General features: G+C 35.9%; 14 protein-coding genes. 11 read left to right on the top strand and 3 right to left on the bottom strand.

Features of this window, described 5'->3' with window-relative positions; all coding sequences use genetic code 11:
- Nucleotides 1-112: 112 nt before the first annotated feature.
- Nucleotides 113-3,136 carry a type I restriction endonuclease subunit R gene (locus tag BELBA_RS01680; RefSeq protein WP_014771023.1) on the top strand — a complete coding sequence of 1,008 codons (3,024 nt, stop codon included), beginning with the start codon at nt 113-115 and terminating at the stop codon, nt 3,134-3,136.
- 78 nt (nt 3,137-3,214) lie between these two features.
- Nucleotides 3,215-3,514, top strand: coding sequence for a DUF6804 family protein (locus BELBA_RS01675; RefSeq protein ID WP_014771022.1), 300 nt, complete (start codon nt 3,215-3,217; stop codon nt 3,512-3,514).
- 117 nt (nt 3,515-3,631) lie between these two features.
- Here the strand turns inward: BELBA_RS01675 and BELBA_RS01670 are convergent, their stop codons facing one another.
- Nucleotides 3,632-4,531 (bottom strand): helix-turn-helix transcriptional regulator, encoded by a 900-nt coding sequence (locus tag BELBA_RS01670; protein ID WP_014771021.1) that lies wholly within the window; start codon nt 4,529-4,531, stop codon nt 3,632-3,634.
- 92 nt (nt 4,532-4,623) lie between these two features.
- Between BELBA_RS01670 and BELBA_RS01665 the strand changes: the two genes are divergently transcribed.
- The 8 genes from BELBA_RS01665 to BELBA_RS01640 all read left to right on the top strand — a co-directional run bounded on the left by BELBA_RS01665 (nt 4,624) and on the right by BELBA_RS01640 (nt 11,028).
- Nucleotides 4,624-5,256 (top strand): hypothetical protein, encoded by a 633-nt coding sequence (locus BELBA_RS01665; RefSeq protein ID WP_014771020.1) that lies wholly within the window; start codon nt 4,624-4,626, stop codon nt 5,254-5,256.
- Between the two features lie 36 nt (nt 5,257-5,292).
- Nucleotides 5,293-5,862 (top strand): hypothetical protein, encoded by a 570-nt coding sequence (locus BELBA_RS01660; RefSeq protein WP_014771019.1) that lies wholly within the window; start codon nt 5,293-5,295, stop codon nt 5,860-5,862.
- A 97-nt stretch (nt 5,863-5,959) separates the two neighbouring features.
- The gene (locus tag BELBA_RS01655) at nt 5,960-6,871 is read left to right on the top strand and encodes a metallophosphoesterase (RefSeq protein ID WP_014771018.1); all 912 of its coding nucleotides are present in this window, start codon (nt 5,960-5,962) and stop codon (nt 6,869-6,871) included.
- A gap of 51 nt (nt 6,872-6,922) precedes the next feature.
- The gene (locus tag BELBA_RS01650; RefSeq protein WP_014771017.1) at nt 6,923-8,014 is read left to right on the top strand and encodes an ADP-ribosylglycohydrolase family protein; all 1,092 of its coding nucleotides are present in this window, start codon (nt 6,923-6,925) and stop codon (nt 8,012-8,014) included.
- 114 nt (nt 8,015-8,128) lie between these two features.
- Nucleotides 8,129-8,260 carry a hypothetical protein gene (locus BELBA_RS20305; RefSeq protein WP_014771016.1) on the top strand — a complete coding sequence of 44 codons (132 nt, stop codon included), beginning with the start codon at nt 8,129-8,131 and terminating at the stop codon, nt 8,258-8,260.
- On the top strand, nt 8,257-8,406 hold the full coding sequence (locus tag BELBA_RS19555; RefSeq protein WP_157466043.1) for a hypothetical protein: 150 nt from the start codon (nt 8,257-8,259) through the stop codon (nt 8,404-8,406). Before BELBA_RS20305 ends, BELBA_RS19555 begins: the two co-directional genes overlap by 4 nt.
- A gap of 253 nt (nt 8,407-8,659) precedes the next feature.
- The gene (locus tag BELBA_RS01645) at nt 8,660-10,597 is read left to right on the top strand and encodes a hypothetical protein (RefSeq protein ID WP_014771015.1); all 1,938 of its coding nucleotides are present in this window, start codon (nt 8,660-8,662) and stop codon (nt 10,595-10,597) included.
- Between the two features lie 200 nt (nt 10,598-10,797).
- Nucleotides 10,798-11,028, top strand: coding sequence for a beta propeller repeat protein (locus BELBA_RS01640; protein WP_014771014.1), 231 nt, complete (start codon nt 10,798-10,800; stop codon nt 11,026-11,028).
- Nucleotides 11,029-11,283: 255 nt separating this feature from the next.
- On the opposite strand, the gene BELBA_RS01635 is transcribed toward BELBA_RS01640, so the two are convergent.
- A complete protein-coding gene (locus BELBA_RS01635) occupies nt 11,284-12,447 on the bottom strand; it encodes a homogentisate 1,2-dioxygenase (RefSeq protein ID WP_014771013.1) in 1,164 nt (387 codons plus the stop codon).
- Nucleotides 12,448-12,600: 153 nt separating this feature from the next.
- Entirely contained in the window at nt 12,601-12,804 is a 204-nt protein-coding gene (locus BELBA_RS01630) for a CsbD family protein (RefSeq protein ID WP_014771012.1), read from the bottom strand.
- Nucleotides 12,805-13,053: 249 nt separating this feature from the next.
- Between BELBA_RS01630 and recQ the strand changes: the two genes are divergently transcribed.
- Complete coding sequence (recQ, locus tag BELBA_RS01625; RefSeq protein WP_014771011.1) at nt 13,054-15,189, top strand: DNA helicase RecQ; 2,136 nt, start codon at nt 13,054-13,056, stop codon at nt 15,187-15,189.
- Nucleotides 15,190-15,360: the final 171 nt, after the last annotated feature.

Below are 15,360 nucleotides of genomic sequence, written 5' to 3'. Positions count from 1 at the left end.
CTCGCCAAATACTCGCCAAAGTGGCGAGATAGCTGACTTGCGTTTGAAATTATGGATTGAGGGAATAACTGATGGAGTAATTGAGGGAATAACAGAGGAATAAATAAGAAATATGACAACAGACACCACAGAAAAAGGATTAGAAACCCACATTGCCCAATACTTGGTCAATGATAATGGCTATTTACTTCGTGAAAATACCGCTTACGATAATGTGGCTTGTTTGGATAGTGCCTTATTGTTTGAATTTTTAGAAGCTACGCAACCTAAATCAGTCGCAAAACTCAAAACCTACCACAAAGACCTTTACGAGCAAAAAATAATCAAACGCTTGAATGACCAAATACAAGCGAAGGGGGTGATAGAAGTATTGCGAAAAGGCATTACCGACGGCTTTACCGATACTAAGCTCCATTTGTTTTATGATAAGCCTGTTTCCAATTATAATGTTTCAGCTAGTATCTTGTATCAAGCCAATTCATTTTCGGTCATGAGGCAAGTTTATTTTTCGCCACAGAATAAGAAGTCTTTAGACTTGATGCTTTTCATCAATGGGATTCCAATTATTTCTTTTGAGTTGAAGAATGAGCTGACCAAACAAAATGTACAGCATGCCATTAAGCAATATAAAACAGATCGAGACCCAAATGAAGAACTGTTTCGCTTAGGTAGGTTAATGGTGAATTTTGCAGTGGATACCGAAGAAGTTTGGATGTGTACCCAACTCAAAAAAGAGAAATCATACTTTTTGCCTTTCAATAAAGGATATAACAATGGAGCAGGAAATCCACCCAACGGAGGCATAAAAACAGATTATTTGTGGAAAGAGGTTTTGACTAAAAGCAGTTTAACGGACGTTATTCAGAATTTTTGTCAACTCATTACCGAAGAAAAGGAGTACTTAGATGAAAAGGGTAAAGTCAGAACCCGAAAGGAAAAGAAACTGATTTTCCCACGCTATCACCAATTGGTCGCTGTTCGCAATTTATTGGCAGATGCACAAGAAAAAGGTTCAGGACAAAAATATTTGATTCAACATTCTGCTGGTTCGGGCAAGTCCAACTCCATTTCTTGGTTGGCTCATCAGTTGGTTGGTTTACACGACAAATCAGGACAAAACAACATTTTTGATACGGTAATTGTAGTAACAGACCGCAGAGTGTTAGATGCTCAAATCAGGGAGAACATCAAACAGTATCAGCAAGTAAAAGGTGTAGTTGAAGCCATTACCGAAGGCAGTAAACAACTGAAACAAGCTCTCGAAGAAGGCAAAAAAATCATCATTACCACCATTCAGAAATTCCCTCACATTGTAGAAGATATAGGGGATTTGCCAGGGAATAATTTTGCCATCATCATAGATGAAGCCCACAGTAGTTTGAGCGGACAAATGGCAAGAAAACTGAACGAAACCCTTTCTTCATCAGTACAGACAGGGCACGCCCTGTCTCAACATCTCAAAGAAGAAGAAGAATTTAAAACCGAGGATGGTGATACCCTAACTGGCGAAGATTTAATTGCAGAACTAATTAAATCTAGAAAGCTATTACCAAATGCCAGTTACTTCGCATTTACTGCCACACCAAAGAATAAAACCTTGGAATTATTCGGTGTTCCGTATCAAGATGACGGCAAAACCAAATTCAGAGCCTTTCATTTGTATTCAATGAAACAAGCCATTGAAGAAGGTTTTATTATGGACGTATTGCAGAATTACACTACCTATCAGAGTTATTATGCCTTACTGAAAAAGATTGAAGATGACCCTGAATATGATAAATTGAAAGCACAAAAGAAACTCAAACATTATGTAGAGAGCCACGAACATGCCATAAAAAAGAAAGCCATTTTAATCATTGAGCATTTTATGGAAAATGTAATACGTAAAAAGCGAATAGGAGGTTTTGCAAAAGCAATGTTGGTAACGAGTTCCAGAGCCAATGCAGTAAAATACAAAAAGGCATTTGACGATTATTTACTGAAAATCAATAGCCCATTTTTATCAGTGGTAGCATTTTCAGGAGAAATTGACGGACAAACAGAAGCCAGTTTAAACGGATTTTCAAGTGCAAATATTCCAAGCGAGTTTAAAAAAAATGAATATCGATTTTTGTTGGTAGCGAATAAATTCCAAACAGGTTTTGATCAACCACTTTTGCATACCATGTATGTAGATAAGAAACTAGGAGGAGTGAATGCTGTACAAACACTTTCGAGGTTGAACAGAAGTCATCCTTTAAAGAAAGATACGTTTGTTTTGGACTTTGCAAATTCCGCAGAAGATATTGAAAATGCATTTAAGCCTTATTTTGAGAGTACGATTTTAGGCGAGGCCACTGATCCCAATAAACTCTTTGATCTTCAGGATGCTTTAGACAATTTTCAAGTCTATACGAATGATCAAGTCTATGAATTTTCGGAGAAGATACTTGCAAATGTTCCAGTTGATCAATTACATGCCATGCTGGATACTTCAACAGAAATATTCAGAAAAGATCTTTCTGAAGAGCAACAAGCTGATTTTAGAGCAAAAGTAAAAACGTATGTTCGACTTTATATTTTTCTTTCTCAAATCGTACCATTTGAAAATCCATACTTGGAACGACTCTATATTTTCCTCAATCATCTGCAAAGTAAATTAGGTGGTGATACGCCGATAGACTTAGCTCAAGGGATTTTAGACAATATTGATATGGATAGTTACCGTTTGCAGTTGGAAGCTACTACCAGTATAGTAATGGAGCAAGGTCAAGATTTGAATCCTATTCCAACCGATATGCGAGGAGGTTCTAGTGATGCTGAAAAGGACAGGTTATCCAATATTCTTAAAACCTTTAATGATCGATATGGAACTCAATTTGAAGATGCTGACAAAGTCCGGCAAATGGCTGAAAACATTGCTACTGATGTTGCTAAAAATAAAGAGCTTATAAGTTCCATTCAACATTCGGACGATCAAAATGCAAGAATTACCAGTGACAAAGTAGTGGGGGAAGAGCTCCTCAAACACATCACTACCAATTTTGACCTTTATAAACTCTATTCCGACAACAAAGAATTCAAAGAGGACTTTACAGCTATGATGTTCGGTGTTGTTAAGGAGTTAATTAATAGAGGGATTAATGCGCAGAAGTAGGTAATAAGTATTGTAAATAAGATTAGGCTTTGATTATTTGCTCAATTTTCAAAAGACTTTTAAAAGAGAGATCTAATAATGAATTTCATAAATACTATAAAAGTTATACTTTCAATTCTATTCCTTTTATGTCTATTAGATATGCCTTATGGTTTTTATCAACTCGTAAGATTTATTGGAATGTTGGGTTTCGCAATACTTGCATTTAATGGTCATGAACAAGGTAAATCGACTGAAATGATTGTTTATGGTGGACTTGCTTTATTATTTCAGCCATTTTTCAAAATCGCACTTGGCAGAGATATTTGGAATATTGTAGATGTGGTTGTAGCAATTGGGCTGATAGTTTCAATATTTTTAAAGCCAAAGGAACGTTAACTCTGAAATAATGTCAGTTGTAAGAATTGATTATTCCATATCGGAATATGGAATAATGTATTCATGGTATATTGAAATGAATGCTAGCGTTCAATCTTAAAATGAATAATTCAGGGCTTACCCAATCTTACCATCAACAATATTCCTCGCCTTCCCTCTCACTATCTCCTTTAATTTCTCTGGAGCATCTACTCTGACCTCGTCACCGTGTGAAAGTATTTCAGCAATAAGTTCATATTCGATTTTTACTTTGAGGCGAATGGTTAAAATATTGTCTTCATCTACCAAGATCTCCTGACTTGCATGCAATGGAAGAGATTTAATATAGCGACCTTTGAATTCTGTGAAAGTTAGGACGACATCTTCAACAGGGTTGCCAGGTGTATTAATAATGCCAAACAGATCCTGGAAATAGACCTCAAAATCAATCTGTCGATTGACTGTAAATCTTTCTTTGGTTAAGCTTATCTCGTGAACCCGATCTAGCGCAAAGACTTTGAATTGATCATTTTCGTCTAAAGTCAGCAAGTACCAACGCTGTTTGAATTCTTTCAGGGCTAGTGGTTTTAGAATTCTTTCTTCTGTTTCCCATTTCCAATATTTACCATAAGTAATCTGAATCTTTTTGCTATGTTCTATGGCCTTGATGATGGTAGAAAAGTGCTCTGTGCCTTTGGCTACTTTCTGCTCCATAAAAACATAAGGAGGTACTTTTCCTCTTTTACTAAAGAGTTGAAGGGTATCAAAAACTTCTAAAAGCTGTATGTTTTGTTCGCTGCTTCCTTCGGTATCGATGGCATATTGGCCGGATTTGAAATCAAATTTGATGGAGATGCCAAAAAACTCATTGATCTCTGCCAAATCCCGGTTGAATGTCCGCTTGGAAATGATCAATTCCCTGTCAAGGTCTTCTTCCTTCCTTGCCAAGTGATTTTCAAGAGTTTCCCAGTCAAAAGCCTTTCTTCTGGCTAATTTGATAATTTCCGCCTGTCTAATTAAAGAATCTAACTTGCTCATGTTTTAAAGATAAGCATAAGCTTCGCCAAAATACGTCGGAGTTATATTTTATTAAGACATATTTTGGCAGAGGTTCAATAGATCTTTGGAATATGAAAAGAAGAGATTTTGTGAAATCGCTGCCAATATTGGCGGTTGCGCCTTCTATTTTGAGTTATACTCAAAAAGAAGAAATCCATTTAGTAGCCTTAGGGACTGCTGCTTCAAAAATGATCGGACGAAGTAGTGATAATCTGAAAGTTGATAGCATCACCTTTATCACTGATAAAAGGCCCCGTACATCAAAGATGAATTGTGAGTTTATCCAATTTACACCACCTCATTCGGCTTACGATTATTATGGTGGTCATAGGTTTTTGAAAAAGGAAGTACCAATGCAGCTGGAGCTATCAGATCAGATCAAACAACAACTGTACAACTTGCAAGGAAGGATTATTCTTGTTGCTGCACTAGGGAGGTTTACAGGGACCTTCATGTACTCGCCAATCACAAATTACTTAGATTCTAAAGGTTTGATAACTGAAGGCTTGTGTTCATTGCCCTTTGAGTTTGAAGGGGATTTTTGGAGAAAAGCCTCAATTAAAACGGCTAACTGCTTTCAAGGCAATCAAAAAGTATTGGACTTTGAACAGCTGAGAAAGCAAAAAGGAAATCTTTCTCTTCGCTCTGCTTTTAAAGAAGCTGATGAATGGTTGATGGGGGAATTGATGGAAAGATTGGGATGATCTGAAGGGAATTATTAAAGATTAAACAGATAAAAAATGAATTATTGGTTACACAGAATTTCACACCATCCTGAATTATCTTATCCGCTACTGGAAAATGGATATCTATCAATCGGTTTTTCTGATATGATAAATAATGAAATCATCGACAAAGTATTGTTAGATGACTGGGACTATTTTAATGAGCTATTTCAAATGACTTGGAGTTCAATTCCCAAAACAAGGTTTAACCTCTGGAATTTTTTAAAAATGGCAAAAGGAGACTTGGTGATTGTTCCAAGCTGGGGAACCTTCTTTGTCTGTCAGATCAAGGAAGAAAGACCAGTGAAAATTGGAGATGCTTTTTTTGATGGATTAAAAACATGGCAAGGGATGCCGGTTACAAGACATGAAGACAGACTCATTTCAGAATCCGGAAATACATTTGATCTTGGTTTTGCTTGGAGTGTAAATGTACTATACAAGCATATCCCAAGAGCTAAGTTTGCCGACTCAAAACTTACTTCAAGGATGAAAATTAGGCAAACAAATGCTAACATCTCAGATTTAAAGGAGAATATTGAAAGTAGTATTAAATCTTGGATTCTATGGAAAGAAATATCCTAGCTAATTTTTTCCTGAGAAAGGAAATAAATTTCTTGACAAAGACACAGTTTGGCGGAGGGTAAGTTTATCTTAGGGATATAGTAAATTTTATAAAAATATGATAGATTTTATTGGTGACATACACGGACATGCAGACAAACTTGAAGCTTTACTTTTAAAATTAGGCTATTCCAAAAGAAACGGAATCTATTCACACCCTGAAAGGAAAGCCTTGTTTGTAGGAGATTATATAGACAGAGGCCCTCAAATTAGAGAGACACTTGAAATCGTGAAGAGTATGGTTGATAGTGGAAACGCCATCGCCTTAATGGGAAATCACGAGTATAATGCCATTTGCTTTCATTTCGAATCACCACAAGGCGGGCACTTAAGAAAGCATTCTCTCAAAAATATGATTCAGCACCAGGCAACAATACAACAATTTCAAAATAGGCAGAGCGAATATGAAATGTATCTTGAATGGTTCAAAACACTGCCAATTTTCTACGAGAATGAACAATTCCGAGCTGTACATGCCTGCTGGGATGAAAAAAGTATCCAATACCTTAAAGAAAATCTCATCAATGGTAGATTAAATGATGAGCTTATTTATCAATCTGTTAAAGAAGATTCTCTGCTTCATCAGGCGATAGAGACAACTTTGAAAGGAAATGAATTGAAAATGCCAGAAGGTTTATTCTTTACCGATAAAGATGGAACCAAGAGAACAGAAATTAGAATAAAATGGTGGGAAGACCCTTCTACCATGACCTATAAATCTATCAGTATAGAACCCTTTGAAAATTTGCCTGATAAGCAAGTTCAAATTGGAGGAATAAACTCATTAAACTATTACCCAGCTGATGACAAAAAAGTGTTTTTTGGGCATTATTGGTTAAAAGGAGAACCTTCTCTTTATAAAGATAATATCTGTTGCTTAGACTACAGTGTTGCAAAAGGTGGGAAACTTGTAGCCTATAGAATGTATGATGAGTTTCCCTTACAGAGGGAAAATCTTCTTTATGTTTAATTTTCTCAATCTTGAAATCAGAATTAATCCACAACTTAAGCATTTTGAACTATGAATAATCTTGATAAAAAAGACAAATACCTAGGCTGCATTTTAGGAGGAGCTATTGGTGATGCTTTGGGTGCGCCAATCGAGTTTTTGAATCACGAATCTATTATCAGCAAGTATGGTGACTCGGGTGTCCAATCTTATGTAGAATATCCAAATGGCAAGGGTGAATTTACAGATGATACGCAGATGCTGCTATTTACAGCGGAAGGACTATTGAGAGCTAAGCACAGGGCTGTTTTAAAAGGCATAGGTGGTGCACAAACTCAAATCACCTATTATTCATACCTGAGGTGGCTGAATACGCAGGGTTTGAAGATTTCTAAAATGAATGATCTTTCCGGTTTTGAGGAAGGCTGGTTGATTAAGAGAAAAGAGCTCTATAAAAGAAGATCTCCAGGAGGCACTTGTATTTCATCTCTTCAAAGTGGGGAAATGGGTACTTTTGAAAAGCCAATCAATGATAGCAAGGGATGCGGCACCGTGATGCGAATTGCTCCCGCTGGATTGATCTTTAGTCATGACCGAGAGGTTGCATTTGAAGAAGGTGCCAAAATATGCGCTATTACTCACGGGCATACATCTGGCTACTTGAGTGGGGGACTTTTATCTGCTATAATAGCAGACATATCTAATGGTTTGGATTTGCAGGCGTCCATTTCAAATGGACTTGAAATCCTAAAAAGATGGAAAGGGCACGAGGAAGTTTACGATAGTATCAAGTTGGCGCTTGATATCCACAGAAGCTATATAAACAAGGATATTTCAAACCTTGAAATTAAAATGATTGGAGAAGGTTGGGTAGCTGAAGAGGCATTGGCTATTTCCTTACTTTGTTCCTTACACTATCAAAACGACTTTAAAAAAGCTGTTGTTACAGCAATCAATCACAGTGGTGATTCAGATAGCACAGGAGCTATTACGGGAAACATCGTAGGACTTATAGTTGGAAAGAATCAAATACCACAGGACTGGAAAGATAATCTGATGTTCAAAGATATTGTTGAAGAGATAGGGGTTGATTTAGCTATTGGCTGTAAGAGTTATTATGATTTCCCTGACGAGAAATGGCATTTGAAATATCCAGGGTATTAAAAGAAAAAACCAGAGGAGCTAGTGATCGATCAACTGTTGGCTATAAATTTTATAATTTTAGTGTCACTAGATCAGGAATTCTTATTAAACGGATACACACATAAATAAAATCTTATGAAACATTATCAAGACGTAGTAGATGAAATATTTGGAAATTTATACAGGCATAGAACTTTGAGGACCTTGTTTGATCCAAATTCATCAGAATGGAATGAGACCACAATCGAAAAAAACATGAAATATTGAAGAGGATTCTAGAGAGTAATAAAATCACTTTTCAACAGCTTATTTCAGGTTACAAAAACTTCTACAAAAATGAACTTGCTAATAAAGGACATGTCTTAAATTCACTTGAAGATGGAATTTTGATTTTACTCCAAGAAGCCTTGTAAGTCAACTATTCCTGACAAAAAGTTTATTTAACTCTGTTTGTGATTCAAAATAGAAAGGGAAGAGAAAGATAATTCAGTATTAATAGAAATTATGTGCAGGCTAATGATTTTTAAAACACTAAAAACTAGTTAAAATATTATTTTTATTACTAAATTTTAGTATATAATTTATAAGTTTAACTTGTGAATAACTTATATCATGATTGAAGATCTTTCATAAGAAAACTATTTTAAAACTTACACTTTACAAATAATGGATATTAAAGAAATTTTAAGAGAAATAGCAGAATTGGAAGGTGCTATTGATGTTTACGTAGATCCAATTTCTGAAAATCTTTTAATAAGCGCCACGAATGAACATCAAATTGATGAAGAAATAGAAGTTTTATTTTTAGGGGAGCATAATAGTGATTCTTTGTTGATGACGATTCATTATATTTCAATAATATCTACTGATTATAATAGGATCATTAAAATATATTGGAGCGATGTAAAAAGGTTTTACTTTGATACCAAAAACTACACGTTTATTTTGTCATTTAATGACGAGGAAATTGAAATTCCCGAAAGAATATTTGGATACTCTCGACTTAATGCACCAAAAGAGAATAGAAGAATTATAGAAAGGTATATTAATCAGATCATTGAGAATTACCTAGAATTAAAATTTACATATTTTTTACAACAGTTAGGGGAAGAACCCGATCTTGAAGAAGACAAGCAATTATGGCTGGAAAATGTTTTATTACTTTGTGACCTTTTTTTGAAAGATGCTGACACAGAAAATGCGTATGTCCGATACATTATTTCATTAGTTTTTATCGAGAAAAATCAGTTTAAGAGAGCAATTAAGGAACTAAACATTATAATTGAAAATAGAATTGATAACGATGAATCAAACTATCATGTATATTATCATTTGAAAGCTCAATGTCTTTTAGAAATAGATGATATTAATGGTGCAATATTAAATTTAAAAGCCGCTATAAATTGCTGTAAAGAAAATTCAAAAATATTGGAGTACACTAAAAAATTAGAGGAAAGTAACAAAAAGTTAGAAAAAGTATTTGTCGATTTACCATATAATAAAAGAAAACTAATTCTTTTTAGTAGGCACGAAGAGAAAATTGATATTTCCCAAACCTTCTTAGTTTTAAATTCAAATAGAATACCTCATTCTCTAAAATTCCCGGTTGGACATCCTAAAGAAGATCAATTGTATGTTGGTCATCCATGTCTTAATAATCAGTATATCCCTTTTTCTGAATACGATAATTTTTTGGTAGAGCATAGATTTCAGGAGTTTAACCAGCTAGTACAAGCATTAGGTGCTAAGTCAATGAAAATCAAAAAAGAGTACGGTAACCAAAAAGATCTAAATAAAAACTCGAAGTTAGATATTGATGCTTCAATTGGAGTAGGAAAAAGTGCAATCAAAAATAAAGGGGAACTTAGTTTAAAAAAAGAAATAAATCATCAAAGGAATGATGATTTATCTGAGTCTCGGACTCTTAAACAGAGTTTTTTACCAAAAAAAGCACCATATATCCCAGAAGACTTAATTTGGTTTGATCACGAATCTTCTTGGCAAATGTTATATAAACAAAGAGCTAACGGTGATTTGTTGTCACATCACGAAATTATTAACTCTAGGAATTCTTTTACTATAAGCGATAATGAAAGAACAAATGTGAAAGCGGCATTCAAAACTTTCTTTGTAGATGCGGGTGTAGGAGTAGATTATCTAGTAGAAAATTCATTTGGTCAGTCTGAGTCAATAAAATATGAAGTTGAGATCGAATTTGAATCTGTAGATAATCTTAAAGAAATCTATAATCCTAAACCTAAAGAGCTTTCTAAAGAAGAACTTCATTATTTGGATGAAGTTAAATTTATGCTTGAGGATGGGGTTATTGATCAAGTAGAAAGGAATGCACTAGAAAGATTGCGCCAAAAACTTGGGCTTTCCATGAATAAAGCAATTGAACTCGAAAATAACTTGATAGGCAACTTCAATCATGACTCTTCTGAATTAGAATATATAAAAGAGTACAATGAAATACTTAAGGATGGTGAATTGTCTGAAAATGGTTTAAGAATCTTGAACCGATTAGCTTCTAGGCTTGGAATATCAAATAATAGAGCCCAAGAAATTCTTGAAGAATTAAATAGTAAAAGGCTAAAAGGTTAAGTAATTAAAGTTCGTATTTCACTGAAAGAGGTGGAATATTAACCCATAACTGTAAATTTTTTAAAGGACTAATTCAAGCCTTTAAAAAATTAGACAAAGATTGTAGAAAGACATATTTTGGCTAAAGGTCAATTGATTTTTGTCAAAAACAGGGATGCTGAAAACTGTAAAGAGTAAGCAAAAATTAAGACTTAGATGAAATGGGATTTATGATTAATAGGGGGAAGGAACTAATTAGAATTAGTCCTACCCAACCCAATAAAATTGAATATTCAACGAGTAGTGGAAGAAGTTGGATGACCCGCTATGTTGGGAGCACTTGTGGCGATTTCTTAGACCTGATAGATAATGGCAGGGAAATATTAGGCACTACAACCAAAGGTTTATATTATTCAACAAGTGATGGCAGAAGCTGGATGAAAAGAAGTTGAAAATCGTCAGCAGTCAACGGCTAACGGTCCACACTTGTGCGCCGCAGCTTAGCAGTCCAAATATAGTATTTACTCCGTTTTTACTGGCGACTGGTGTGAAAGCGGATGTACTGTTGAAATGATTTATTTCTAGCACGGAGTGCCCCCGATTGCAGTTTATACTTGCTTTATAAATAGAAAAAGAAACGTTTTCGGCGTTTCTTTTTCTATTTTAACATCATTTATGTTTCCTGCATCAGCCACAAAATAAGAGTTTTACTCCGTCCAACTCATAGGATAATTTGGATCTACGAATTCTAGGCCTTGGGTGGTGACAAACATGGGTTTGAATGTGTCTAGCATAACTGCAAGTTCTTCGGTGGCTTTTGCTCCGATTGATTTTTCAACTGTTCCAGGATGTGGGCCATGTGGCAATCCTCCCATGTGTAAGGTAAACGAACCTCTGTCGATTCCTTTTCTACTCATAAATTCACCTTCGGCATAATATAAAATCTCGTCAGAGTCTATGTTGCTGTGATTGTATGGTGCTGGAATGGACAGTGGGTGGTAATCAAATAATCTTGGCACAAAAGAGCAAATTACAAATCCCCAGGCTTGGAAAGTCTGATGTACCGGCGGTGGCTGATGAATTCGTCCAGTAATCGGTTCAAAGTCATGGATCGATAGTGCATAAGGGTAGAGATAGCCATCCCAGCCTACGATATCCAAGGGGCTGTGCCCATAGGTGTAGGGGTGAAGCATTCCCTGTTTCTTGATCTGTATGAGATATTCTCCTTTTTCACTTTCTGTGTGCATTTCATGCGGTGGACGGATGTCACGTTCACAATAAGGAGAATGCTCTAACAGTTGTCCGACCTCATTTCTATATCTTTTGACAGTTTCTATAGGTCCTTTTGACTCGATAACCAAAATACGAAGCGGTCCTTCTTCTTTGAATTCAAATCTATAGATGGTCGTCCTTGGAATGACAATATAATCTCCTTGTCGAACTTCCAATTTCCCAAACTGTGAATACATGACCCCTTCACCGTCATGAATGTAAAGCAATTCGTCACCATCTGCATTTTTGAAAAAATAATCCATCTTTCTTTGCTCCGGTGAGCAAATTCCCATCATCACATCATTGTTCATCATCAGCATTTTTCTCGCACTCAGGTAATCTTTCCCTGTAGTTCCTACACCTGCTGTTTTGAGATGCGTTTGATTTAATCCATGTTCTTTGGCTATTTCCCAATCAAATGGAGTGGGTTTACCGATCTTCTGTACATTATTTGGATTGTGGATATGATATAAGTTTGAGTAGATTCCTGAAAATCCCTTTGAGCTCACCAATTCCTCTTTATACAAGCTGCCGTCTGGCTGTCTGAATTGCGTATGTCTTTTGGGAGGGATATTTCCAAGTCTATGATAGTATGCCATTTTCCTTTGGGTTTATATTATATGTATCAAATTTAATGAAATCAAACGAAATTCCACTGAAAGTGATTTTGCTAATTTGAATTCGATAAGAATTAGAAAAATATCAAAAAAAAAGCCCGGGATTAACCGAGCTTCTTAATTTCTAATTTTATTCTATTTAACATCTCCATCTTTGTCGAAGAGGAACTTGCTTAATTCTTCTTTAGCGGCTCCAGTTTTCTTCTGAAGTTTACCTAGCAGTTGATCTTCCTGACCTTCTGCGTAAGCTAAATCATCATCGGTTAACTCTCCGTATTTCTCTTTGAGTTTACCTTTCATTTCATTCCAATTTCCTTTGATTTTCAAGTTTAAAGACATAACAATATATTGGTTTAGTTGAAAATAAATTATATTAATAAGTATGCAATTTCTATTCCAAAGTCCAATAATCTTATATTTAGCCAGTTAAAAAGTATAAATAAGCATATTTTTTATTCAAATAGGTAAAAAATGAAATGAAATATCTTATCCAAGAAGTACTTATTTAACTATGAATAAGCGGAGTTCTTTTTCTTGAATGCTGTAGATTTATTAATTTCAATTTTCATTTTTACTTACCAATAAGCCATGAACCAAGCTGAATCAGTAGTTAAGTCAGAAGGAATACTAAAGGAATTTTTTGGGTATTCTGAATTTAGGGGAAATCAGAAGCAGATTATTCAATCAGTTCTTTCAAAAAAAGACACCATTGTCTTGATGCCGACAGGTGGAGGGAAATCTGTATGTTACCAAGTTCCTGCAATGATTTTTGATGGATTGACATTGGTGATTTCGCCTTTGATCTCTTTGATGAAGGATCAAGTAGATGCTTTAAATGCGAATGGAATTCCTGCCGCTTTTTTAAATTCCTCTCAAAGTCAAAGTGAGCAGCGCTTTATTTCTTCACAGATTCAATCAGGAAAAATCAAGCTTTTATACATTGCTCCGGAGCGCTTGTATAGAGGTGATTATCCATTGATAGACTTTTTGAAAACCGTGAATTTATCTCTCGTCGCTATAGATGAAGCACATTGTGTTTCCCAATGGGGACATGATTTTAGGCCTGAATATTTGAAAATTGGCGAGTTGAGAAAATCATTTCCTCAAATACCCTTTATCGCATTGACGGCTACGGCGGATAAGTTGACTAGAAAGGATATTGCTGATAAGTTGGGGTTAAAAACGCCACAGTGGTTTATTTCCTCTTTTGACAGAAGCAATATCACCTATCGGGTTACTGCGAAAAGAGATGCAATGGGGAAACTGTTGGAATTTTTGGATTTCCATAAAAAAGACTCAGGTGTAATTTATTGTCTTTCTAGAAAAAATGTAGAAGAAACCGCCTCCGAATTGCAAGCCCGAGGATTATCAGCTTTGCCTTATCATGCGGGGTTGCCAAGAGAGGAGCGGGAGAAAAATCAAGAACTTTTCATCAAAGATGAAGTGAAAATCATGGTGGCAACCATAGCTTTTGGAATGGGGATAGATAAATCAAATGTGCGATTTGTTGTTCACATGAATATGCCCCAGAATGTAGAAGGTTACTATCAGGAAACAGGAAGGGCAGGTCGAGATGGCCTGCCGAGTGATGCCTTGCTTTTTTACTCAGGTCAAGATGCCAATACCTTGGGCAGAATGCTGGATCGGGGAGATAATCAGGAGTTTGCCCATGTGATGCAAGAGAAGCTGGAAAAGATGAAATCATTCTGTCAGACGAAAATTTGTCGGAGGAAATTTTTATTGAATTACTTTGGAGAAGACCATACAGGAGATTGTGGCAATTGTGACATTTGCTTCCAAAAAGGGAATAGGCAAGACATGACTATTCCCTCGCAGATGTTGCTATCCACCATTGCAAGATTAGGAGAAAGTTTCGGGATTGGCTATGTGTTGTTGATCCTCCGAGGCTCCAAATCCGCCAAAGTACAAGAAGCACATCAAAGCTTAAGTGTTTATGGGATTGGGAAAGACAGGCCTGAGTCCTTTTGGAAGGATTTGTGCGACAAACTGGTTCAAGAGGATTATTTGGCAGAAGCTGGAGCACAGTTTCCAACCCTGAAACTCACAGAATTCGCTTGGCAAAAGTTAAAGGCTAAAGAGAAAATTTTGCTGCCGATGGAAGAGGCTTTGCCAGAAGTCTCCAATAAACCGAGTACATATCATGAAGAATTGTTAGATGAATTGAAAGCATTGAGATTTTCGATTGCACAGAAAAGTGGCGTACCTCCTTATGTGGTTTTTGCTGACAGTTCCTTGGTTGAGATGGCTACTTATTTGCCGATTGATGAACAATCATTCTTGGAGATTTCTGGTGTTGGACAGGTGAAAGCACAGAGTTATGGAAGTGATTTTATGAAAATAATTGCTGACTATGCGGAGAAAAACAAGCTTACTCCCAAGCGAAAGATTCTAACCCAAAGAACCAAACCACTTCGGAATTCGCAGTCTGAGTTGATGACGATGAAACTTTTCAATGAAGGAAAAAATATTTATCAAATCGCAGAAGCAAGAGGGATGACTTTCAATACTGTGGAAGATCATTTGGTGAATATGGTCAAGAAAAAGGAACTTGATGCGGAGAAATTTCTTTCAAAAGATGATCTTCTCAATATTCGATTGGCTTACAGACGACAGGGGACACATTTTTTGAAGCCATTAAAAGAGCACTTTGGAGAAAGGTATTCTTATTTTCAGTTGAAAGTTGCTTTGGCGGAGGAAAGGTAAAGGGTTCTCGCAAAGGAAGGGGAGGAGCTAAGTTTCGCAAAGATATTTTGTTTGGATTTTTGGCTAAACCCCCTCCTTATCATCATAAATTATTATTTTATCCTCCAGCTAAAGCAGGAGGCAATTCAGAAGGAGGAATCTAGGAAAGACGAGACCTCTCCTAGCGTCGAG

It is taken from the genome of Belliella baltica DSM 15883, from assembly GCF_000265405.1.
GTDB lineage: Bacteria > Bacteroidota > Bacteroidia > Cytophagales > Cyclobacteriaceae > Belliella > Belliella baltica.
The sequence above is the reverse complement of the archived record's forward strand: the minus strand, read 5'-3'. Positions and strand labels throughout refer to the sequence as shown.

What these genes read in the sequence shown, in the direction of transcription:
- BELBA_RS01680 (WP_014771023.1), top strand. Translation starts at nt 113, where the DNA reads ATGACAACAGACACCACAGAAAAAGGATTAGAAACCCACATTGCCCAA.
- BELBA_RS01675 (WP_014771022.1), top strand. Translation starts at nt 3,215, where the DNA reads ATGAATTTCATAAATACTATAAAAGTTATACTTTCAATTCTATTCCTT.
- BELBA_RS01670 (WP_014771021.1), bottom strand. Translation starts at nt 4,531, where the DNA reads ATGAGCAAGTTAGATTCTTTAATTAGACAGGCGGAAATTATCAAATTA.
- BELBA_RS01665 (WP_014771020.1), top strand. Translation starts at nt 4,624, where the DNA reads ATGAAAAGAAGAGATTTTGTGAAATCGCTGCCAATATTGGCGGTTGCG.
- BELBA_RS01660 (WP_014771019.1), top strand. Translation starts at nt 5,293, where the DNA reads ATGAATTATTGGTTACACAGAATTTCACACCATCCTGAATTATCTTAT.
- BELBA_RS01655 (WP_014771018.1), top strand. Translation starts at nt 5,960, where the DNA reads ATGATAGATTTTATTGGTGACATACACGGACATGCAGACAAACTTGAA.
- BELBA_RS01650 (WP_014771017.1), top strand. Translation starts at nt 6,923, where the DNA reads ATGAATAATCTTGATAAAAAAGACAAATACCTAGGCTGCATTTTAGGA.
- BELBA_RS20305 (WP_014771016.1), top strand. Translation starts at nt 8,129, where the DNA reads ATGAAACATTATCAAGACGTAGTAGATGAAATATTTGGAAATTTATAC.
- BELBA_RS01645 (WP_014771015.1), top strand. Translation starts at nt 8,660, where the DNA reads ATGGATATTAAAGAAATTTTAAGAGAAATAGCAGAATTGGAAGGTGCT.
- BELBA_RS01640 (WP_014771014.1), top strand. Translation starts at nt 10,798, where the DNA reads ATGGGATTTATGATTAATAGGGGGAAGGAACTAATTAGAATTAGTCCT.
- BELBA_RS01635 (WP_014771013.1), bottom strand. Translation starts at nt 12,447, where the DNA reads ATGGCATACTATCATAGACTTGGAAATATCCCTCCCAAAAGACATACG.
- BELBA_RS01630 (WP_014771012.1), bottom strand. Translation starts at nt 12,804, where the DNA reads ATGTCTTTAAACTTGAAAATCAAAGGAAATTGGAATGAAATGAAAGGT.
- recQ (WP_014771011.1), top strand. Translation starts at nt 13,054, where the DNA reads ATGAACCAAGCTGAATCAGTAGTTAAGTCAGAAGGAATACTAAAGGAA.